We start from the raw sequence: 22,920 nt of genomic DNA on the forward strand, positions 1-22,920 counted from the left end.
AAGAAAAAGCTGACCCTAAAGTCGTTTTTAACGACCTTTTGGATCAGCTTTTTTTATTGCTTCATTCGTTTATGAATGAAGCCCCACGTTTCATCTTTCCCCTGGCCGGTTTCGGATGAAAAAACGACGATATCGTCTGACGGATCAAACTCCAGCTTATCTTTAATCACTTTCAAATGCTTTTGCCACTTACCTTTTGGAATTTTATCGGCTTTCGTAGCGACAACGACTGCTGGAATGTCGTAATGCTTTAAAAAGTTGTACATCATCACATCGTCTGTCGTCGGCGGATGTCTCAAATCAACAATGAGCACACACGCCTTCAGCTGCTCTCTCGCCGTTAAATACGTTTCAATCATCTTACCCCATGATTCCCGTTCTTTTTTTGATACTTTAGCAAAGCCGTAACCAGGAACATCAACAAAGTAAAGGGTCTCTTCAATTTTGTAAAAATTGAGCGTCTGTGTTTTACCTGGTTTAGATGAAATTCGCGCCATGCTCTTACGCTGAATCATTTTATTAATAAAGGATGATTTTCCTACATTAGAGCGCCCAGCCAGCGCAAATTCTGGCAGCGAGTCTTCTGGATACTGTGCTGGCTTAACAGCACTGATGACGAGTTCTACTTGGTTAACCTTCATGTTTTTCACCTGTCAATGCGATTTTCAATACATCATCCATATGGGAAGCAAGGATAAATGTCAGATCATTGCGCACGCTTTCTGGAATGTCTTCGATGTCTTTTTCATTATCTTGCGGAAGAATTATAGTTCTAAGCCCTGCCCGATGAGCCCCAAGCGACTTCTCTTTCACACCTCCGATCGGCAGAACACGGCCGCGTAAAGTAATCTCGCCGGTCATACCAACTTCTCGCCGGATCGGACGCGCCGTTAAAGCAGAAATAAGGGCCGTTGCCATCGTAATACCGGCAGAAGGGCCGTCCTTCGGCACAGCGCCTTCTGGAACGTGAATATGGATATCGTATTTTTCATGGAAATCACTTTCAATCTCCAGCTCCTCAGTTTTAGAGCGAACATAGCTAAAAGCAGCCTGTGCCGATTCTTTCATCACATCTCCAAGCTTTCCTGTCAATAGGAGCTTTCCTTTCCCTGGCGACAGCGACACCTCAATCTGCAGCGTATCCCCGCCTACAGCTGTGTAAGCTAGTCCGTTCGCTACCCCTACTTGATCCACTGTTTCTGCCTGGCCATAACGGAACTTCCGTTTGCCTAAAAGCTCTTCCAAATTCTTGCTCGTCACGACAATGCGCTTTTTTTCCTGAGATACAATCATTTTAGCTGTTTTCCGGCAAACTGTTGCGAGCTGGCGTTCAAGACCGCGAACCCCCGCTTCACGCGTGTAATAGCGGACAATATCTTGAATGGCATCGTCCCTCAGTTGAAGCTGAGATTTCGTCAGTCCATGCTCTTTTATTTGTTTCACGAGCAAATGAGATTTCGCAATGTGAATCTTCTCCAGCTCTGTGTAACCAGCGATCGTAATAATTTCCATCCGGTCACGAAGAGGCCCGGGGATCGTTGACAAATCATTAGCAGTTGCAATAAACATTACTTTCGATAAATCATACGTTTCTTCAATATAATGATCACTAAAATTAAAGTTTTGTTCCGGGTCCAGCACTTCAAGCATGGCTGAAGACGGGTCCCCTCTGAAGTCACTCGACATTTTATCAATTTCATCAAGCAAAAAGACTGGGTTGATCGTTCCTGCCTTTTTCATGCCTTGAATAATCCGTCCCGGCATAGCCCCTACATATGTACGACGATGACCACGGATCTCCGACTCATCACGCACACCGCCGAGAGAGATACGGACGAAGTTTCTGCCAAGCGATTCAGCAATGGAACGTGCCAACGACGTTTTCCCTACACCCGGCGGGCCTGCAAGACAGAGTATAGGACCTTTTAACGACTTTGTCAGCTGCTGCACAGCCAAATATTCAAGTACGCGTTCCTTTACTTTTTCTAGTCCATAATGATCACGATTTAATACCATTTCTGCCTTTGTGACATCTAAATCGTCCTTTGTCGCTTTTGTCCACGGCAGCGTAATCAGCCATTCAAGATAATTGCGAATGACGGCACTTTCTGCCGCGCTGGAAGGAATTTTTTCAAAGCGATTCAGTTCTTTTACAGCCGTCTTTTCCACATGCTCCGGCATACCCGCTTCTTCAATCCGTTTCGATAGTTCTTCTACTTCCCCGGTCTTACCTTCTTTATCACCAAGCTCTTGTTGAATGGCCTTCATTTGTTCACGCAAAAAGTATTCTTTTTGCGTGCGCTCCATTGACGTTTTCACTCGCTGACCGATCTTTTTTTCCAAGTTCAACACTTGCTTCTCGTTATTCAATAAATCAATGATTCGATTCAAACGCTCTTTTACGTTAATTATTTCGAGAATGTCCTGTTTATCCTTTAACTTAATCGGCAAATGAGACGCTACAATATCAGCTAAACGTCCTGGTTCGTCAATATCTATGACCGCCGCATACGTTTCCGCTGAGATTTTCTTAGACAATTTGATATATTGTTCAAAATACTGCAGAAGTGTCCGCATCAGCGCTTCCGTCTCTGTGTCTTTTTCCATTTCATCCTCGTATGTTTCCACCGTTGCTAAATAAAAGGTTTCTTTATCATCTAGCTGCTTCATCGCCGCCCGCTGTAATCCTTCCACAAGAACACGGATCGTGCCATTTGGGAGCTTCAGCATTTGCTTGACCTTGGTCAATGTTCCGATTTCAAACAAATCTTCCTGTAAGGGATCATCTATATTCGAATCTTTTTGAGTAGCTAAAAAAATTAAATGATCGTCCATCATTGCCTGCTCCAACGCTTCGATCGAGCGCTCACGGCCGACATCCAGGTGCAGTACCATTGTAGGATACACTAACAATCCCCGGAGCGGCAGGAGGGGCACAGTGTAAACGTTTTGATTGCTCATACATATAACCTCCATCACTTCAAACATCAGGCAAAACAGCCGCCTGTTCTCTCTTTTACGCTTTTCACCGCAAAATAGCTGTTTTGTACAATCTTATCTTATTTAAATAGGAGTGTCCATTCTAGAACAAATTATCTCCTGCCTATCTTTCGCCCTGCTCCCCACAGCGCTTTCAAAAACAAAAAGCCGGGCACCTCCAACGTCATATATAGTATAACGAACAAACCGCCCACTATATTTTAACGTATGAAGGAGGAGCCAGGCACTTATTGGACAGCCTCTTGTGGATTACATCGATTTTTTCTGTTGAGACAAGATATTTCCAGGTTGAACAAGCCCTTCCTGTTCGGCCTGCTTATCAAAGAAGTGGTCAAATGCTTCTTGCAATTGAGAAATGGCGACCAATTCAATGCCATCTATTTTCTCTAAAAGAAGCGTGTCATTTGTTTTTGGAAAAAGTACTTTTTTTGCTCCCGCCTCTTTCGCAGCAAGCACTTTCTGCAAAACACCCCCGACCGGTTTTATTTGGCCATGCAGTCCAATTTCACCCGTAATTGCGACTGTATGATCTACCGGGTGTCCATATATGGCCGAATAAACAGCCAGTGCAAGCGCTGCACCAGCAGATGGACCATCTACAGGCATGCCGCCAGGAAAGTTAATGAAAATATTAAATTGCTCAACCGGTACTCCCATCGATTTTAATACCGTGACCGCATTTTCCGCTGACCCTTTTGCCATACTTTTTCGTTTGATCGATTTGGCTGGCTGTTTGAATGTTTCTTCCTCTACAATGCCTGTAACTGTGACCGTCCCTTTCTCTTTTGCAGGAAGGACAGCTGCCTCAATTTCAAGCAAAGCCCCGCTGTTCGGTCCCGTGACAGCGAGCCCGTTAATGAGGCCGACTTGGGATTTCTCTGGAATGCGGGCATTCCATTTTGGTGAGAGCCGACTTGAATGAATCACCCATTCTACTTCTTGATTAAGGATTTCTTTTCTATTTTCCATCATCGCTATGCCCGCAGCCATTTGGACCAAATTCACAGCTTCTCTACCATTTCGGGTATGCCCTGCTACAAGCGCTAATCCCTTTTCCGTCATAGACATGCCTGCTTTCTCAGCAGCGTTACTAGCAATATCCATTAAATGTTTATCATCCAATTCGTTAAAATATACTTCCTGACAACGAGAGCGAATAGCAGCTGGTATTTCTTCAGGCTGCCTCGTTGTCGCGCCGATCATTCGAAAGTCGGCCGGAAGCCCGTTTTGAAAAATATCATGAATATGCTTTGGAATCGTGTCATTCTCTTCACTATAATAAATACTTTCAAAAAACACTTTTCGATCTTCTAATACTTTTAACAGCTTATTCATTTGAATCGGATGTAATTCACCAATTTCATCAATAAATAAAATACCGCCGTGCGCGTTGCTGACTGCTCCTTTTTTCGGCTGTGGGATGCCTGCCTGTCCAAGTGCACCAGCTCCTTGATAAATCGGATCGTGCACCGAGCCAATAAGCGGATCAGCAATTCCTCTCTCATCAAACCGGGCTGTTGTTGCGTCTAATTCTACAAACACAGCTGATGGGGCAAAAGGAGAACGATTATTCTTTTTGGCTTCTTCGAGTACAAGACGGGCTGCCGCTGTTTTCCCTACCCCAGGTGGACCATAAATAATGACATGCTGTGGATGAGCACCGCAAAGAGCTGCCCTCAATGCTTTGATTCCTTCTTCCTGACCAACGATTTCTGAAAATCTCTTTGGACGGATTTTCTCAGCAAGCGGCTGTGTTAATGAAACGGCCCTCATTTTTCCCATCATTTCCATTTCTTTTTTTGATTCACGATCAATCGTCACTTTATTCGTATGCTGTTTTCTCAACATCGTAAAAAAATAAAGACTGATAATCAATCCAAATACAAGCTGTCCTACGATCGCAACTACTGTCCAATTCATATCTCATCCTCCAATACCAGCAAAGTACACCATGCTTAAGCGGATATTTCTTAAGAAATATCTCTCTTTACACACGGCCTATTTGAACATTCGGATGTCATTCCTTATGCTGCTGAATCATCTGTTTTCTTATTTGCCAGTATCGCCTCGTTTTGATACTCATAAACAGCTATTGCTCCAAAAGTTCCTTTTAGGATAGAAAAACAGGACACCCTGCTCATTTAAGGGTGTCCTGTTTTTGCTTTTTTGTCCAGCTCCGCCTCCTTGGAGCTCGAGTCATAAACTGTTCTTGCTGTATGACTGAAGAACGCCATTTCGCCAGAACAACTTAGGCTGTCGCTCCAGAACAGTCGGCTACGCTTTTCGTTTTTACGCTGATGTTTTTGTTAAGTCTATTTTTTGGCCGTCTTCGCCTAGCAATTTGGGAGCTGCATTGTCGAGGACAGTTTCTTTTGTGATGATGCATGTTTTGATGTCTTCTCGTGAAGGCAGGTCATACATGACATCCAGCATGATGCTTTCGATAATAGAGCGGAGTCCGCGTGCACCTGTTTTACGTTCAATCGCTTTTTTAGCAATTTCGCGGAGGGCATCTTCTTCAAACTCTAGGTTAACATCGTCAAGTTCCATCATTTTTTGGTACTGCTTCACAAGTGCATTTTTCGGCTTTGTTAAGATTTCAACGAGTGCTTCTTCATCCAGCTGCTCAAGGCTTGAGATGACTGGAAGACGACCGATGAATTCAGGAATCAACCCAAACTTCAATAAATCTTCCGGTACTAATTTAGAAAGAAGAGAACCTTCTACCTCTTCTTCTTTTTTCGTATCAGAACCGAAACCAATTACTTTTTGACCAAGGCGGCGCTTAATAATCTGTTCTACCCCGTCAAATGCTCCACCGCAAATGAACAGAATGTTCGTCGTATCAATTTGAATGAATTCTTGATGAGGGTGTTTACGTCCGCCTTGCGGAGGAACACTCGCTACTGTACCTTCCAAAATCTTTAGAAGCGCCTGCTGTACACCTTCACCAGAAACATCCCGTGTAATCGACGGATTTTCAGATTTACGGGCTACTTTATCAATTTCATCAATATAAATGATGCCTTTTTCTGCTTTTTCCACATCATAATCTGCAGCCTGGATCAGTTTAAGAAGAATGTTTTCCACATCTTCTCCAACGTACCCTGCCTCTGTTAAAGATGTGGCATCCGCAATAGCAAATGGCACATTTAAAATACGGGCAAGCGTTTGAGCAAGAAGTGTTTTTCCGCTTCCTGTCGGACCAATTAAACAGATGTTACTTTTAGACAGTTCTACATCATCCACTTTGCTGTTGGAATTGATGCGCTTATAGTGGTTATAAACGGCAACGGCTAATGACTTTTTAGCACGCTCCTGACCGATTACATAATCGCCTAAAATATCGCGGATTTCCATTGGTTTTGGGACATCTTTAAATTCTACTTCTTCTTCTGTACCAAGTTCTTCTTCTACTATTTCTGTACATAACTCAATACACTCATCGCATATATATACACCAGGACCTGCTACAAGTTTGCGCACCTGATCCTGTGTTTTTCCACAGAAAGAACATTTAAGCTGTCCTTTTTCATCATTAAACTTGAACAATGATTTTCACCCCTTATGAATAATTAATCGCTTGTCCAGCTCTAGCGGCCAGACTCTCGGTCATAAGCCGTCACGCCTGTGTGGCAAAGAACGCCACTTCAGCGGTCCGTCTTATGTCTGCCGAGTCTAAACGGCCGCTTCCGCTTTTCGTTTGTCCAGCTGCAGCGCCTTGCTCCTCGGGTCAAATAACCTTCTCCCAATGAAGTTAAAGAGCGACTTCTTTGTGGGAAGAACATTTGCCTGTCGGAGCAAAACAGACGCTTCCGCTTTTCGTTTAAAAAAGTATGTATTGCATTGTACCACATTTTCCCGTGTTAACAGAAATAAAAGGTCTTTTGTATATATAATGTGTTACTTACTTAACTATTACTAAAACATTTTTTATTACTATGTTATGTTGTGCAGCTGCAGCGCCTTGCCCCTCGGGTCAAATAACCTTCTTCAAAGGATGCCAAAGAACGGCTTATTTGGGAGAGGATCATTTGCCTGGCGGGACAGAACAGGCACTTTCGCTTTTCTATTATGTATGTAGTAGGTAGAAAACAAGGCACGAGCAGTTCGCGCCTTGTCTATCTTTACCTATATTATGCACTAACCTTGCTGTTTTCTACAAGGAATTCGACCGCTTTACGGATCTTCAAGTCCGCTTGCATGCCTTCTAGGCTTCCTAATGCTTTTTTAATGTCTTCTACTGCCATGTTGAATTGTTCTGCCATTTTGCTTAATTCTTTTTCTAGATCTTCTTCAGTTGACTCTAGGTTTTCTGCATTGGCAATCGCTTCAAGCGTTAGGCTTGTGCGTACGCGTGTTTCAGCGTTTTCTTTCATTTGACCGCGAAGGTCTGCTTCACTTTGACCAGAGAATTGGTAATAAAGGTCAAGGTTCATCCCTTGCATAGAAAGGTTTTGTGTAAATTCTTGAAGCATGCGGTCGATTTCAGTTTCAACCATCACTTCTGGAACATCGATTTCTGCATTAGCTGCTGCTTTTTCTACAAGTGTGTCACGAAGCGCCTGCTCTGATGCAGATTTCTTTTGCTCTTCTAAACGTGTGCGGATTTTTTCTTTCAAAGCATCTAATGTTTCAACATCTTCGTCTGTTTCTTTCGCAAATTCATCATTTAGCTCAGGAAGCTCTTGAGCTTTAATTTCATGAATGTTCACTTTAAATACAGCTGGCTTACCTGCAAGATCTTCTGCATGGTACTCTTCTGGGAACGTTACTTCCACATCTTTTTCTTCGCCAGTTGCCAGGCCGACTAATTGCTCTTCAAAACCAGGAATGAATGTGCCAGAACCGATCACTAGTGAATAGTTTTCAGCTGTCCCGCCTTCGAATACTTCACCATTCACAGATCCTTCAAAGTCAAGAACAACTGTATCACCGTCTTCTACTTTGCCGTCTTCTTTAACAACAAGCTCAGCATGACGCTTTTGAAGAGCAGTTAACTCTTCTTGAACATCTTCATCTGTTACTTCTGTGCTTAGCTTTTCAACTTCAAGACCTTTATATTCCCCAAGCTTCACTTCAGGTTTAACTGTAACTGTTGCCTTGAAGATCAGCTCTTTCCCTTTTTCCATTTGCTCAATGTCAATTTCAGGACGGTCAACAGGATCGATTCCTGCTTCTTCAACCGCTTTTCCGTATGCTTCCGGAAGAATGACATCTAATGCATCTTGGTAAAGAGATTCTACACCGAAACGCTTTTCGAATAAAGCGCGAGGCATTTTTCCTTTACGGAAACCAGGTACGTTAATATCTTTTACTACTTTTTTGAATGCGGCATCTAAACCGTTGTTTACTGTTTCCGCATCTACTTCTACTGTAAGAACCCCTTGGTTCCCTTCTTGTTTTTCCCATTTAGCAGACATAAAGTTCCCTCCAAAAATCTATAAATTGATCATCATGAACAGTATAAGTTGTTCGGCCGCCCTATGTATGTTATTTCCTACACAAAAAGGACACATTATGACCTTTACATTATAACATACGTTTTTTCTCTTTCAACAAAAAGCCTACAGGATCGGCGAAGAAATTTCGTCCAATTTCCGCATAAAAGCGAGGCTCATCTCGACATCCTTCTCTAGTTCTACATTTGCCCGCGGCTCCGCTTCTGAATAATAGGCTCGAAGCAGCTGAATCACAGCTTTTGCCCACCCTTCCGGAGAGATCTTATCAGGTTCAAACGGATACAGCAGAAAAAAATGACGCTTAACCATTTCTTTGGCCTGTTCGAACTGTACAGGATCAGTATCCGCCAGATGTTCTTCCAGCAAACGAATCACTTCTTTAAAATAGTCCTGTTCAAACGCATCCATTAGCTGCCCCGGTACGACCGTTTCTTCAAAATAAAACTTCCGTACGTTTACCGGTTTTTCCACCCCATGCTCTTTTAATACATTTAAAGCAAGCGTTTGTAAAAATGGGTCAGTATCCGCTCCTTCTAGCATAGCGGTTAATTCAGCTGTATATGGATGAATGTTCACATGAACGAGTTCCATCAGTTTCAACGTCTTCTCACGCAAGCTTTCTTTACCGGTAAACAGCGGTTTCCACTCTGTGTCAGGAGAGTCAATCATCTTTTTACTTAAAGTGAGAAGACGCTCGAAATACTCTCGCTTTTCTTCTGGCAGCTGCTTTTCTTCCATCAGGGCCGTCAACATAGAAAAAATAGTGTCATATTGTTTTTGCTGCATAAGAATAAGCACGTAAATATCCATCACATCATAGTAATCGCCAAGCCCTTTATGAAGCATATCACTGCATAATCTCAAGGCATTTTCATAGCGCCCGCTTTCATATAACGCTAATAAAAGAGCCATTTTCACATCCTCTTCTTCAGCAAGCGGATATTCTAATGCCTCGGATAAAAACAAAGCCGCCTGATCATAATCCTTCCCTTCGAGAGCCTCTCTTCCTTTTTGAATAAGCGCTTCACTCGTTCCCGGGAAAATAAATACATTGCCTTTTCTATCCCACTTTTTCTTTTTCATCAGCCCGTCACCCGATCATCTCTATAGGAATGAAAACAGCCGCTGTTCCCATTCCTGCTTCTGTATTTCTGTAAGTGTAGCACGTCTGTTTTGAAAAAAAAAGCCAAGAAAAAACCTTCCGGGCAATCGCCTGAAAGGTTAGCTTGTTGTGTGTCGCCTCCCGAGGGAGATTATTGATACCAAAAAGTTATTTATAAACTATGGATGGAATGGTAATAACCGGACGAACCATAGCATAAGGCCCTATCTCATATTCTTGGAATACGACTTTAATCCCTCCGTCTGTATACACAAGTGGAGTCTTGCTGTCAATTTCTATTTGTCAGCAGGAGCTGTGGAGAATTACGCCTCTTCACAAAGAAAAAACCTTTTAGACTACTGCCTAAAAGGTTGGTTAGTTATGTATGGCGTCCCAGGAGAGATTCGAACTCCCGACCGACGGCTTAGAAGGCCGTTGCTCTATCCGGCTGAGCTACTGGGACATATATTTTTGTTCAACCGTTGTCGTTGACGTTGTTTGAACAAGTTATTTAAGACAATTATTATAATAACAACTGAGTTAAAAGTTGTCAACGCGTTTTTTAATTTTTTTATTATTTCGGTTGGTTAAACCTGCCTGCTTGTTTCCGCTCCGATCAACAAAAGGGCAGCAGCATCAACATTCATTAACATAACCCATTTTAATGAAAAGAAGACAGTTTGTCCAAAAAATCAGCGAACACAGACCTTTTGGACAAACCTTTTCAACTACAATGAAAATGTGCAGTTCAATTCTGTCAGCTCTTGATGCTTATCGTCAAAGAAACGAATGTTCACCTGCCCATCATCAGCTTCTACTAGGGAGTACGTTTTCTCATGGCTTCCGCGCGGCATCGTGATACTGCCTGGATTCAAGAAAATGGTGCCGTCGATTTTTTCTGTGCCAAGCATATGGGTATGACCGAAAAAAACGAAGTCAGCCCCATACTCCTGCGCCTTATACGACAATTTCATGAGTGACATTTTTACATTGTAACGATGGCCGTGGGTAATAAACATTCTTCTGCCTTCGACACCTTCCACAATATCATATGGGAACTCATCTTCTGTGTCACAATTTCCCCGTACGACTACATAACCTTGGATGGCCGGATCATCGGCATCAAGTTCAGAGTCACCGCAATGAATCAGTGCATTCACTTCTCCTTCATAGCGATCTTTCAACTCTGTCAGCATTTCGCTCCAGCCATGGCTGTCGCTGACTACCAGCACTTTCACCCTGCTTCACCACCAATCAATTCGGGAAGCATCTCTCCAAGCCGCTTCATCGCCCGGCCGCGGTGGCTAATGCTGTTTTTCTCTGCTGGCTGAAGCTCTGCCATCGTTTTTCCGAACGATTCCACCCAAAAAATAGGATCATAGCCGAAGCCGTTTTTCCCTTGTTTTTCTTCCGTTATTCTCCCCTCACAGGCTCCTGATACGGTCACCGTCTCTTTTCCGGGGCGGGCGACTGCCAGCACACAATAAAAACGGGCCGTTCGTTCATCCGCTGATACTCCTTGCAGTTCATCAAGAACTTTTGTTATGTTAGCCTCATCATTTTTCTCAAGGCCTGCATAACGCGCAGAATATACACCTGGCCGGCCGTCAAGTGCGTCAATGATTAGGCCGGAATCGTCCGCAATGACGAGCTGGCCTGTTTCAATTGAAATAGTTTCTGCCTTTAATACTGCATTTTCTTCAAATGTTTCTCCCGTTTCTTCAACATCTGTGATCTCCGGGTAATCAAGCAACGTTTTCACTTCCATTCCATAGTCCGCAAAAAGACTCGTAAATTCCTTGGCTTTCCCTTGGTTTTTTGTTGCGATAATGACTGTCTTCATCTCATTCTCCTTTTCATTACTTGCCAATTTTTCCAGCAATCTCACCAAGAGCTGTGGCTTGAATAGCGAACAAGCTAGTGATACCTGTTTGAGCAAGTTCCAGAAGCCCATGCAAATCATTGATGGAAAAAGTCGCTTCCTCTCCCGTTCCTTGCAGCTCAACAAATTCATTTTTTCCAGTCATGACAACATTCATATCTACTTCCGCCTGGCTGTCTTCTATGTAATTTAAGTCTAACACTGTACCGTGTTCTTTAACGATTCCCACACTAGCTGCTGCTAAAAAGTCAATGACCGGAAATGACGACAATTTCTTTTCTTCATACAGCTTATTAAGCGCAAACGATAGCGCAACGAATGCACCGGTAATGGAGGCTGTCCGTGTACCTCCGTCTGCCTGAATCACGTCACAATCGATCCAGACCGTCCGTTCACCGATTGCTTCTAAATTAACGACTGCTCTAAGAGAACGCCCGATCAGCCGCTGGATCTCCATCGTTCTCCCCGACACTTTTCCCTTTGAAGATTCCCGAATGTTTCTTTGTCCCGTGGCCCGCGGCAGCATCGAATACTCGGCAGCAATCCAGCCTTTTCCACTGCCTCTCATAAACGGGGGCACTCGGTCTTCAACACTTGCTGTGCAAATGACCTTCGTGTCCCCGACTTGAATGAGCACCGATCCTTCTGGGTGTTTTAAATAATCTGTTTCAATGTGCACACTTCTAAGTTCGTGTGCTTCTCTTCCATCCACTCTCATCATAATTCCCTCCGTCATTTCCTTTTTCCTGCATCTTCTTATAGTAGCACTTTTCTTCAGACAAAAAAAAGAAATCATTCATCTAAATACCTAGATAACAGGCAGTTAGACAGATGATTCTCAAGAAGAATTACATGCATATACCATCTGTTATGAGCAGACGGCCCTTTCACAAATCTACCGGATTCACTATATCAGGACGGGTCACGGAGCTGCTGAGCGGCTTCCCTTGTTCAGTCGTAATATTGGAACTGCCGCCGACTTGAATAGCAAAGCTCTCGATCTGACCGCCTTCTGTTAAAGACAATGCAAGTGACTTCAATACATGCTCCGATACCATTTTATTTTCAAAGCTTCCAAGAATTGCTTCATTAAAGTTGAGTGTCACTCGACCTTCTTTAACGACCGGTTTTTCCAGCAGTTCAGCTTCCGGTAAAAACTCAGTTACAAGCCCTGAATCCACACTTGGCCCTTTCGCCAGCTCTTTTACCACAGCAGTAATTTGATCTTTTTCATCATTGTTCACCCGTTTTGTAACAGGTACATAGTAATACTCTTCTCCCTGCTGCGCCATATAATACACAGTTACCGGTCTCGTATCAGCAAGATCCACCACACCTGACGCATCTATATTAATACCGTTCTGGCGTGTTAATCCATCTTCATTAAGCACCATCTTGGCAACAGGCATTTCTGAAAGCGGATGGCCATTCACTTGCAATTTTACCCGTTCAATAGAATCAAATTGAGTCAATGTCCAAGTGATGGATTGAACAATTCTCGCTTCATCCGTTTTAGCATATTCTTTAAATTCCGGAGAAAAATCAACAGTTGCTGTTCCATCTTCTATATTTACACTTTTCACTTGTGTTCCTGCTGGCAATACAGCACGAAATCCATTTGGAATCACGTTTGAAACCGGCCCTTCTGCCACCAAATATTCAAGCGCCTGCTTGGCCAAACTTTTCGTATTCGCAAGCGGCATCGTTTGAGAAACAACATAACCATTTTTATCAATTAAATACAGTTCCGTCATAACCATGTTTTTATTTTGTACAGCCTGCTGTTCTTCACCGCCAGCCAGGTTGTCCGTATAAACAACCGACTGCGGAGGATCAATTTTTTCTTTTTTTTCTTCAGGCAATAGTCCGCAGCCCGCTGCATAGACAGAAGAAATTAAAATGACCATCGCCGCGGTCGTTTTCTTTTTTCTCATAACTACCCCTCCTAAAACTGTTTGTACTAAATATACGGAGGTTTTGAAATCTTAGAACCGGCTTGGACAAATCTTCTGTGCCAGCGGATATTCCCTTCATTATCATTCTGCTTAGCGGGTTAAGCGGATTGCTTCAACATGAATCTCTTTATCTTGCAGCCAATCAGAGGCGATTTCATAAAATAACTCCCGTGAGCCTGTCGTGAAGAAAAGGTGCGGCAGCCGCTCAGGAGATTCTTTTGCTAACAGTTTTTTATAATCAAGAATCGCACTTGCTTCACGGGCAGTTTCCTCGCCAGAACTAATAATCCGCACATGATTACCGAGCGCCTTCGCTATAATCGGTTCAAGCAGCGGATAATGAGTACATCCTAAAATGACCGTATCAATCTCTGTTCCGTTTAACGGCATAAGTGTTTCAGCCACAATTTTCTCTGCCATTTTACCCTTATACTCTCCACTTTCCACGAGAGGAACAAACTTTGGACAGGCAAGTGTTGTAACCACTGCTTTTTTATTAATCGAAGTAAGCATCGCTTCATAAGCACCGCTTCGTATCGTACCAATCGTTCCGAGCACTCCAATTTGATCATTTCTTGTCTGTTTAATCGCCGCTCTTGCTCCTGGATGAATCACCCCAATAACCGGAATGGAAAGGGCTGTTTGAATTTCCTCCAGTACAACCGCTGTAGCTGTATTACAGGCAATGACGAGCATCTTAATCTTTTTCTCTATTAAAAAACGGGTCATTTCCCAAGTAAATTCCTTCACTTCCTCTGCCGGTCTTGGTCCATACGGACATCTGGCAGTATCTCCTGTATAATAAATCGTTTCATTCGGAAGCTGACGCATGATCTCTTTCGCTACGGTCAAACCGCCGACCCCCGAATCAATTACACCGATCGGTCTATTCACTTTCCTCGCCTCATTTTGCCTTCATTTCTTGATGCATTTTTTCTAGATTGCTTTTTAACGTTCGTATTTCAGCACCGCTAAAATTTCGCAAAACCTGCTGCACATACAGCTGACGCTTTTTGATGACTTCTTCAATCATGCTCGCGCCATTTTGCAGCAAATGGATCCGGACAATTCGGCGGTCATTCGTGTCTTTCACTCGTTCAACCAGCTCATTTCGTTCCATTCGATCAATCAGGTCAGTCATTGTACTAAAAGCCAAAAACATTTTAGTAGATAGTTCACCGATTGTCATATCCCCTTCTTCAAACAGCCATTGCAAAGCAATAAACTGAGGAGGAGTAATCTTATAATCACTTAATATTTCCCGGCCTTTTTGTTTAATGATGCCATTTATGTACCGCAACTCTTTTTCAATATCAGCAACACAATCAAGCGATTCCTCAAAATCTGCTGCCATTCTCAGCACTCCTTACTCATCAGTTCCCTTGTTCACATAGTAACAGGACTCCAACCCATCTATTTATTTTCGCCTGTTTTTCTGTAAAATGCAAGGGAAGAAGGAACGAAAACAGAGGATGCCTGCTCTTTGGCAGCCGACATAAAAAATAGCAGGAGCTGTCTTAAAATAAAAGGATCAGACCTCTATGAAACAACTCCCGCTAAGCCTGGCATGACTTGTTAAAGTTTCAATTCTCCCATCCTAAGCAATTCAACAATAGCCTGTGATCTTCCTTTTACACCAAGCTTTTGAATAGAGTTAGAAATATGATTACGGACCGTTTTTTCACTAATAAACAGCTCTTCAGCAATTTCTTTCGTTGTCCGATCCTGCACAAGTAACTCAAATACTTCTTTTTCTCTTTTTGTTAATAGCGGTTTACGATCAAAGCGGTGCTCCCTCACTTGACATGTACCCTCCTCGCTTCCGCCAGCTTCTAATCACCTAATTAATAGAATGGCCGTTACCGTATCATATGTAAGTAAGTAGAAATTTGACAATCACCAAACAAAAATCCCCTCAATTTTTAGTTAGCTGACCGCTAATTACAGCATCAGTCACAAATTGAAACCCAGCATTTAAATCTATCTTGGTCTAATAAACAAAAAACAGCCTTCAGCTGGATAAGCTGAAGGCTGAAATATATTAGTCTACATGATGGTCGCTTCCGAAGAAGTTACGGAAAGCTTGGATTGTAGCATCGCGGTTGACAGCTGCAATAGATGTCGTTAAAGGAATACCTTTTGGACATGACTGTACACAGTTTTGTGAGTTTCCGCAGCCCTCTAGGCCGCCGTCACTCATTAATGCATTCAACCGTTCATCTTTATTCATTGCTCCAGTTGGATGAGCGTTAAATAAACGGACTTGTGAAATAAACGCAGGACCAATGAAATCAGATTTGCTGTTTACGTTTGGACATGCTTCAAGACAAACACCACAAGTCATACATTTAGATAATTCGTATGCCCATTGGCGTTTTCTTTCCGGCATGCGCGGACCCGCTCCGAGATCATACGTTCCATCGATCGGAATCCATGCTTTAATACGTTTTAATGAATCAAACATGCGGCTGCGGTCAACTTGCAAGTCACGAACAACCGGGAAAGTATTCATCGGTGCAAGGCGGATCGGCTGTTCAAGCTTATCAACTAGAGCCGTACATGATTGTCTTGCCTTGCCGTTAATGACCATTGAGCAGGCGCCGCAAACTTCTTCAAGACAGTTCATATCCCAAGCAATTGGTGTTGTTTTTTCACCTTTTGCATTGACCGGATTACGCTGAATTTCCATGAGCGCTGAAATAACGTTCATATTCGGACGATATGGAAGCACAAACTCTTCTTCATATGTCGCGGAATCCATTGCGTCTTGACGAGTAATAATAAAGCGGACTGTTTTATTTTCACTCATCCTTATTTCTCCTCCTTATTTTTAGAATAATCGCGTTTACGCGGAGGGATCAAGGAAACGTCCACATCTTCGTAATGGAAAGCAGGTGCTTCATTTTCCCCTTTAAATGCTGCCATTGTTGTTTTCATGAATTCTTCATCGTTACGATCCGGGAATTCCGGCTTGTAATGAGCTCCACGGCTTTCATTACGGTTAAGAGCACCGATTGTAATAACACGCGCAAGATGAAGCATATTCTTCAACTGACGTGTAAATGCAGCACCTTGGTTGCTCCATTTCGCTGTATCGTTAATGTTGATGTTTTTATAACGGTCCATTAATTCAACAATTTTGTCATCTGTTGCTTTCAGCTTGTCGTTGTAACGAACAACCGTTACGTTTGCTGTCATCCACTCACCGAGTTCTTTATGAAGGATATAAGCATTTTCCTTGCCGTCCATAGACATAATGTCGTTCCATTTTGCTTCTTCTTCTTTCACTCTGCTTTCAAAAACAGAAGAAGAAATCGCATCAGCTGACTTTTCTAAGCCATGAATATATTTTACAGCATTTGGTCCAGCAACCATTCCCCCGTAAATAGCCGATAACAGGGAGTTTGCGCCTAAGCGGTTCGCACCGTGCTGAGAATAATCACACTCACCAGCAGCAAAAAGACCTGGAATGTTCGTTTGCTGCTCGTAATCTACCCATAATCCACCCATAGAATAATGAACAGCTGGGAAGATTTTCATCGGTACTTTACGCGGATCATCACCCATAAACTTCTCATAAATTTCAATAATACCGCCCAGTTTAATATCCAGTTCATGCGGATCTTTATGAGAAAGATCAAGATACACCATGTTTTCACCATTGATACCAAGCTTTTGATTTACGCACACGTCAAAAATTTCACGTGTCGCAATGTCACGTGGTACAAGGTTTCCATAGGCTGGATATTTTTCTTCCAAGAAGTACCAAGGTTTACCATCTTTATACGTCCAAACACGTCCGCCTTCCCCACGTGCAGATTCACTCATAAGGCGAAGCTTGTCATCGCCTGGAATGGCCGTCGGGTGAATTTGAATAAATTCGCCGTTCGCATAGTGTGCTCCTTGTTGATAAACGATAGAAGCAGCTGATCCTGTGTTAATAACAGAGTTAGTCGATTTCCCAAAGATAATACCAGGTCCGCCAGATGCCATAATAACCGCATCTCCAGGGAATGACTGAATGTGCATATCACGTAAGTTCTGTGCGACAACTCCGCGGCAGATTCCTTCATCATCCGTGATAATACCCAGGAATTCCCAACCTTCATACTTTGTAACGAGACCCGCTACTTCAAAGCGGCGTACTTGTTCATCAAGCGCATATAACAGCTGCTGGCCTGTTGTTGCTCCAGCAAACGCTGTACGGTGATGCTGTGTACCGCCGAAACGACGGAAATCAAGCAAGCCTTCAGGTGTACGGTTAAACATAACTCCCATACGGTCCAATAAATTAATGATACCAGGCGCTGCTTCCGTCATTGCTTTTACAGGCGGCTGGTTCGCTAAAAAGTCCCCACCGTAGATCGTGTCATCAAAGTGAATATACGGTGAATCCCCCTCACCTTTCGTGTTAACCGCACCGTTAATACCGCCCTGTGCACACACAGAGTGGGAGCGTTTAACTGGAACTAAGGAGAACAAATCGACTTGCGTTCCCGCTTCTGCTGCTTTGATTGTAGCCATTAAACCGGCTAGGCCGCCGCCGACTACGATAACTCTTCCATTACTCATTGAGACTCACTCCCTTTTTTCCCAATTCCGAACTTAACTTCATTCGACGATTACCTTATACAAACGCAAAAATTGCGCGAAGACCGATGACAGAAAGTGCAACAAAAACAATCATCGTAACATATGTCATGATCTGCTGCGAACGCGGAGAAACTGCGATTCCCCAGCTTACAAAGAAGCCCCATAAACCATTAGAGAAATGGAATACAGTCGAAATGACACCGACTATGTAAAACGCAATCATGAACGGATTAGAGAATACATCCGCCATCATTTGATAGTTTACTTCGGCGCCAAGTGCTGCCTGGATTCTCGTTTCCCATACGTGCCATGCGATGAATATGAGCGTAATTACACCAGTTACACGCTGCAAGAAGAACATCCAGTTTCTAAAAAATCCATATCTGCCTGGATTATTTCTTGCTGTAAATGCAACGTACAATCCATAAATAGCGTGGAATAATAACGGCAGAAAAATGATGAGTGCTTCTAGTACATAACGGAACGGTAATCCTTCCATAACACCAGCAGCCTTATTAAATGCTTCCTCGCCTTTCGTTGCAAAATGGTTTACGACCAAGTGCTGCGTCAGAAATAACCCTACAGGTATGACACCTAGCAATGAGTGCAGCCTGCGATAAAAAAACTCTCGGTTGTCAGCCATGTTTTACCCCCCTTAATCTTGAAGCATCCGACAAATTATCCTTTCTTTCGGCAAAGCTTCATATTGTAACTATTTTGTGACAAGACCATTTTACTCCCATCGCCAAAAAGCGTCAAGGATACGTACACATCTTTTCATATCGTAAAAAAATTAATAAAGTGAACACCGCTTCATTATTTTACCCTTCATTTTTAATTTTATTATACCAATATATCAAATCCACAAACTTCTTTTTTCTCTTTCAGCAGTTGTATATAATGGATAACAGAAAGTGGGGATAAAAATTGACGAATCAACTCGACCTCCAAGAAACAGAAGAGCTTGTTGTACCTGTTTTTGGTTATGAATTACTAAGAGATGCCTTGTTAACAGACATACTCGGTAAAGAAGCTAGTTCCATTCTTTACTGGGCAGGCAAATCACTTGCCAGAAAATTTCCTTGCGGGAACATCGAAGACCTCTTTTCCTTTTTCCACGAAGCAGGCTGGGGCAATCTTATTCTTCTAAAAGAAACGAAACGGGAAAAGACGTTTGAACTAAGCGGTCCGTTTGTTGAAAGAAGATTTTCGGTTCAGTCAGAACCTTCCTTCTCTCTTGAAAGTGGTTTTTTAGCTGAACAGATCGCTTTACAGCAGCAAATCGATGCAGAGTCAGTCATCGATATACAAAAACGATCCAAAAAAATAGTATTTACGGTCAAATGGGAATAGTGTCATAATATTTAACTCCTCCATTCACAAAGAGACGATCCTATAAGTGATTACACACTCCTCACTTATAGGATCGTCTCTTTTCATTTACTATCCGGTTCCTTCAGACTCCTAGTAATTTCTTCCGCTGTTTTTTCGGGAATGCCAATCGATCTTAATTCCTCTATCGTTGCCTCTTTCAATTTTTTCACTGAGCCGAAATGTTTTAATAACTGCTGTTTTCGTTTAGGCCCCACCCCAGCGATGTCATCCAGCACAGATTGAATCGCACTTTTCCCCCGAAGCTGACGGTGGAACGTAATGGCAAAGCGATGGACCTCATCTTGAATGCGCTGCAATAAGTAAAATTCCTGACTATTGTGGGAAAGCGGCACGATATCAAGCGGTGTACCAAATAAGAGCTGTGACGTCCGATGCTTCTCATCTTTCGCAAGACCTGCAACAGGAATGTCCAAATCTAATTCATTCAGTAAAATATCTTTTGCCGCTTCAACCTGTCCTTTCCCGCCGTCAATAATAATTAAATCCGGCAGCGGAAGCCCTTCCTTCAGCACACGGCTATAGCGGCGCCGAATCACTTCTCTCATGGAGCCATAATCATCTGGCCCTTGCACCGTTTTAATTTTGAATTTGCGGTATTCTTTTTTCGCCGGCTTGCCGTCAATAAACACAATCAGCGCTGACACTGGATTGGTTCCCTGAATGTTTGAGTTATCAAACGCCTCAATTCGAAGCGGTGTATGGATATTCATCGCCCTTCCTAACTGCTCTACTGCTTTAATCGTCCGGTCTTCATCGCGCTCGATTAATGCAAATTTTTCCGTCAGCGCTGCTTGGGCATTACTGACAGCCAGCTTTACAAGCTCTTTCTTTCTTCCTTTTTGCGGCTTGATCATCTTTACCTCGATTAATCCTTCCGCGAGAGAATCATCTACTTTTTCCGGCAGTAAAATCTCTTTCGGCTTAAAATGATTCGGCTGGTCATAAAATTGACCAAGATATGTCAAAAACTCTTCTTCCGGCTCATCATAAATAGGAAACAAGGAAACATCGCGCTCAATCAGCTTCCCTTGGCGGACGAAAAATACTTGTACACACATCCAGCCTTTGTCGACAGCATAGCCGAATACATCACGGTCTATCAGATCGGTCATATTAATCTTCTGCTTTTCCATCGTTGCTTCAATATAAGCGATTTGATCCCGAAATTCCTTCGCCCGCTCAAATTCAAGATTTTCCGCTGCTTCATTCATCTTTGCGGTCAGCTGTTCTTTCACTGCTTGATGGCCTCCGTTTAAAAAACGAGCAATTTCATTCGTCATTTCCTTGTACTGCGCTTCTGTTATTTCCTTCACACAAGGAGCAAGACACTGTCCCATATGATAGTAAAGACATACCCGATCCGGTAAATTCAAACATTTTCTAAGCGGATACAGCCGGTCAAGCAGCTTTTTTGTTTCGGTGGCTGCGTAGGCGTTCGGATAAGGACCGAAATATTTCGCTTTGTCTTTTTTGACTTTGCGGGTAATGATCAGCCGAGGATGTCTTTCTGCAGTCAGCTTAATAAATGGGTAGCTTTTATCATCCTTCAGCATAATATTATATTTTGGATCATGCTTTTTAATTAAATTTAGCTCAAGGATTAATGCTTCCAAATTAGATGAAGTAATAATATACTCAAAATCTTCTATTTCCCCGACGAGACGCTGTGTTTTCGCATCGTGTGAACCGGTAAAATAGGAGCGTACCCGATTTTTCAATACTTTTGCCTTGCCGACATAAATCACCGTTCCCTGCCGGTCTTTCATTAAATAGCAGCCCGGCTGGTCCGGGAGCAGTGCCAGCTTGTTTTTGATATTCTGATTCATTTTCCCACCTCCCGGACAATTTCTTTTTCCATGCTGTTCATTCATCACATTCTTACAAAAAACCGCCTTCCGCTTAGGGCAGAAGACGGTTTTCTCATATTAAGATTAAGCGTGTTTGTTCACAAGCTCAGCAAGTGCTTCTTTCGGTTGGAAGCCGATCACTTTATCGACAGGCTGGCCGTCTTTGAATAAAATAAGCGTTGGAATACTCATAACACCGAATTTTCCAGCTGTTTCTTGATTTTCATCCACGTCAATTTTGACAATTTTCACTTTTTCCGCCAATTCTGTATCGAGTTCTTCCAATACAGGAGCGATCATTTTACAAGGTCCGCACCACGGAGCCCAGAAGTCTGCCAGCACAAGTCCGCTAGCTGTTTCATCAGTAAAGTTTTGGTCAGTCGCTTTTACAATTGCCATTTCAAAAAACCTCCTAAAGTTACATATATTACGGTCAGTATAGCACCTATTAGAAACGGATGCTATTTTTTTGCTTCATTTCTTACTTTCCCCTTTTGTCCTCCCTTTACTCTTTCATTCTGAATAGCTTCGTTAAAACTCCCTTTGTTGATTTCCGCTCCAATCAACAAAGGGGCCGCATCAATACTAGCCTTTAACATAGCTTTTTGAACAACTGCAGAACATAAGTAAAAAACCTCACTCTAAAAAGCTGATGCACCGGGCACCAGCTTTTTCACATCCTATTTAGGAAGAAGCGATTTTCAGTTTTTTAAACTCTTCTGTCAGCATGGGAACGACTTCGAACAAGTCCCCGACAATGCCGTAGTCCGCTACATTGAAAATGCTCGCTTCCGGATCTTTATTAATCGCGACAATGACTTTCGAATTGGACATTCCCGCCAAGTGCTGAATCGCTCCCGAAATGCCACAGGCAATATAAAGATCCGGTGTCACGACTTTCCCTGTCTGGCCAATTTGCAGTGAGTAGTCACAATAATCAGCGTCACATGCACCGCGGGAAGCACCGACGGCACCGCCAAGTACATGAGCGAGCTCCTGCAGCGGCTTAAAACCATCTGCACTTTTCACACCGCGCCCGCCGGCGACAATCACTTTTGCCTCCGACAAATCGACCCCTTTTTCTGTTTTACGGACAACTTCCTGGATAATCGTGCGGATATCCTTAATATCTGCTGATACAGAAGATACGTTTCCGGAACGGGATTGATCTTTTTCAAGCGGCGCAATATTGTTTGGACGAATGGACGCCATGATAAGACCGGCGCTCACTTTTTTCTTTTCAAAAGCTTTTCCCGAGTAGATCGGGCGGGTGAAGACGATACTGTCTCCTTCTTCTTCCACTGCTGTTGCATCTGAGATGAGGCCCGCTCCGAGACGGGAAGCGACCTTCGGCGATAAATCTTTGCCCAGCGCTGTATGGCCAAAAAGAATACCTTCTGGGTTTTCCTGATTCACAACGGCAAGCAGCGCTTGCGAAAACCCATCGGATGTGTATTGTGATAATTTTTCATCTTCCACCGTCACCGCACGGTCCGCACCGTAATGAATAAGCTGCTCTGCCAATCCGCTTACTGATTGGCCAATAAGCACACCGATCACTTCGCCTCCCTGTGCCACTTTCTTTCCAGCGGCGATCGCTTCAAAAGACACATTCCTTAACGTTCCGTCCCGTACTTCTCCCAATACCAATATTTTTTTCGCCATATTTATCCCCTCCCGCCTA

The 22,920-nt window shown here is 43.1% G+C and carries 21 protein-coding genes and 1 tRNA gene; 1 reads left to right on the plus strand and 21 read right to left on the minus strand.

What is annotated here, in order from left to right; genetic code table 11:
* Positions 1-53: 53 nt before the first annotated feature.
* The 18 genes from yihA to QYG89_RS02485 all read right to left on the minus strand — a co-directional run bounded on the left by yihA (position 54) and on the right by QYG89_RS02485 (position 18,637).
* Positions 54-641 (minus strand): ribosome biogenesis GTP-binding protein YihA/YsxC, encoded by a 588-nt coding sequence (gene yihA, locus QYG89_RS02400; protein WP_404314161.1) that lies wholly within the window; start codon positions 639-641, stop codon positions 54-56.
* Positions 631-2,961 (minus strand): endopeptidase La, encoded by a 2,331-nt coding sequence (lon, locus tag QYG89_RS02405; RefSeq protein ID WP_404314163.1) that lies wholly within the window; start codon positions 2,959-2,961, stop codon positions 631-633. The genes yihA and lon overlap by 11 nt, the downstream gene beginning before the upstream one ends.
* A gap of 288 nt (positions 2,962-3,249) precedes the next feature.
* The gene (gene lonB / locus QYG89_RS02410) at positions 3,250-4,920 is read right to left on the minus strand and encodes an ATP-dependent protease LonB (RefSeq protein WP_404314165.1); all 1,671 of its coding nucleotides are present in this window, start codon (positions 4,918-4,920) and stop codon (positions 3,250-3,252) included.
* Positions 4,921-5,289: 369 nt separating this feature from the next.
* On the minus strand, positions 5,290-6,552 hold the full coding sequence (gene clpX / locus QYG89_RS02415) for an ATP-dependent protease ATP-binding subunit ClpX (protein WP_404314167.1): 1,263 nt from the start codon (positions 6,550-6,552) through the stop codon (positions 5,290-5,292).
* Positions 6,553-7,136: 584 nt separating this feature from the next.
* Positions 7,137-8,423, minus strand: coding sequence for a trigger factor (tig, locus tag QYG89_RS02420; RefSeq protein WP_404314169.1), 1,287 nt, complete (start codon positions 8,421-8,423; stop codon positions 7,137-7,139).
* Between the two features lie 144 nt (positions 8,424-8,567).
* Positions 8,568-9,545 carry a hypothetical protein gene (locus tag QYG89_RS02425; protein ID WP_404314171.1) on the minus strand — a complete coding sequence of 326 codons (978 nt, stop codon included), beginning with the start codon at positions 9,543-9,545 and terminating at the stop codon, positions 8,568-8,570.
* A gap of 187 nt (positions 9,546-9,732) precedes the next feature.
* Complete coding sequence (locus QYG89_RS02430) at positions 9,733-9,837, minus strand: RsiV family protein (protein ID WP_404314173.1); 105 nt, start codon at positions 9,835-9,837, stop codon at positions 9,733-9,735.
* A 113-nt stretch (positions 9,838-9,950) separates the two neighbouring features.
* A tRNA-Arg gene (locus tag QYG89_RS02435) sits at positions 9,951-10,027 on the minus strand.
* A 265-nt stretch (positions 10,028-10,292) separates the two neighbouring features.
* Positions 10,293-10,802: a metallophosphoesterase gene (locus tag QYG89_RS02440; protein WP_404314175.1), complete on the minus strand. Its 510-nt coding sequence runs from the start codon at positions 10,800-10,802 to the stop codon at positions 10,293-10,295.
* Positions 10,799-11,407, minus strand: a complete 609-nt coding sequence (locus QYG89_RS02445) for an XTP/dITP diphosphatase (RefSeq protein WP_404314177.1) — start codon at positions 11,405-11,407, stop codon at positions 10,799-10,801. Before QYG89_RS02445 ends, QYG89_RS02440 begins: the two co-directional genes overlap by 4 nt.
* Before the next feature lie 16 nt (positions 11,408-11,423).
* Complete coding sequence (rph, locus tag QYG89_RS02450; RefSeq protein ID WP_404314615.1) at positions 11,424-12,164, minus strand: ribonuclease PH; 741 nt, start codon at positions 12,162-12,164, stop codon at positions 11,424-11,426.
* A 169-nt stretch (positions 12,165-12,333) separates the two neighbouring features.
* Complete coding sequence (locus QYG89_RS02455) at positions 12,334-13,380, minus strand: GerMN domain-containing protein (RefSeq protein WP_404314179.1); 1,047 nt, start codon at positions 13,378-13,380, stop codon at positions 12,334-12,336.
* A 111-nt stretch (positions 13,381-13,491) separates the two neighbouring features.
* Entirely contained in the window at positions 13,492-14,295 is an 804-nt protein-coding gene (racE, locus tag QYG89_RS02460) for a glutamate racemase (RefSeq protein WP_404314181.1), read from the minus strand.
* A 10-nt stretch (positions 14,296-14,305) separates the two neighbouring features.
* On the minus strand, positions 14,306-14,755 hold the full coding sequence (locus QYG89_RS02465; RefSeq protein ID WP_404314183.1) for a MarR family winged helix-turn-helix transcriptional regulator: 450 nt from the start codon (positions 14,753-14,755) through the stop codon (positions 14,306-14,308).
* A 221-nt stretch (positions 14,756-14,976) separates the two neighbouring features.
* The gene (locus QYG89_RS02470; protein WP_404314185.1) at positions 14,977-15,201 is read right to left on the minus strand and encodes a helix-turn-helix domain-containing protein; all 225 of its coding nucleotides are present in this window, start codon (positions 15,199-15,201) and stop codon (positions 14,977-14,979) included.
* A gap of 241 nt (positions 15,202-15,442) precedes the next feature.
* On the minus strand, positions 15,443-16,210 hold the full coding sequence (gene sdhB / locus QYG89_RS02475; protein WP_404314187.1) for a succinate dehydrogenase iron-sulfur subunit: 768 nt from the start codon (positions 16,208-16,210) through the stop codon (positions 15,443-15,445).
* A 2-nt stretch (positions 16,211-16,212) separates the two neighbouring features.
* Positions 16,213-17,973 carry a succinate dehydrogenase flavoprotein subunit gene (gene sdhA / locus QYG89_RS02480; protein ID WP_404314189.1) on the minus strand — a complete coding sequence of 587 codons (1,761 nt, stop codon included), beginning with the start codon at positions 17,971-17,973 and terminating at the stop codon, positions 16,213-16,215.
* 55 nt (positions 17,974-18,028) lie between these two features.
* Positions 18,029-18,637, minus strand: coding sequence for a succinate dehydrogenase cytochrome b558 subunit (locus tag QYG89_RS02485; protein ID WP_404314191.1), 609 nt, complete (start codon positions 18,635-18,637; stop codon positions 18,029-18,031).
* Positions 18,638-18,921: 284 nt separating this feature from the next.
* Here QYG89_RS02485 and QYG89_RS02490 point away from each other — a divergent pair, with 284 nt between their 5' ends.
* Positions 18,922-19,347: a YslB family protein gene (locus QYG89_RS02490; protein WP_404314193.1), complete on the plus strand. Its 426-nt coding sequence runs from the start codon at positions 18,922-18,924 to the stop codon at positions 19,345-19,347.
* A gap of 83 nt (positions 19,348-19,430) precedes the next feature.
* On the opposite strand, the gene uvrC is transcribed toward QYG89_RS02490, so the two are convergent.
* From uvrC to QYG89_RS02505, 3 genes are all read right to left on the minus strand, one after another.
* Positions 19,431-21,215: an excinuclease ABC subunit UvrC gene (gene uvrC / locus QYG89_RS02495; RefSeq protein ID WP_404314195.1), complete on the minus strand. Its 1,785-nt coding sequence runs from the start codon at positions 21,213-21,215 to the stop codon at positions 19,431-19,433.
* A gap of 105 nt (positions 21,216-21,320) precedes the next feature.
* The gene (gene trxA / locus QYG89_RS02500) at positions 21,321-21,662 is read right to left on the minus strand and encodes a thioredoxin (protein ID WP_404314617.1); all 342 of its coding nucleotides are present in this window, start codon (positions 21,660-21,662) and stop codon (positions 21,321-21,323) included.
* A gap of 258 nt (positions 21,663-21,920) precedes the next feature.
* The gene (locus tag QYG89_RS02505) at positions 21,921-22,901 is read right to left on the minus strand and encodes an electron transfer flavoprotein subunit alpha/FixB family protein (protein ID WP_404314197.1); all 981 of its coding nucleotides are present in this window, start codon (positions 22,899-22,901) and stop codon (positions 21,921-21,923) included.
* Between the last annotated feature and the right edge of the window lie 19 nt (positions 22,902-22,920).

Source organism: Bacillus lumedeiriae (assembly GCF_044891285.1).
Classification (GTDB): Bacteria; Bacillota; Bacilli; order Bacillales; family Domibacillaceae; genus Pseudobacillus; species Pseudobacillus lumedeiriae.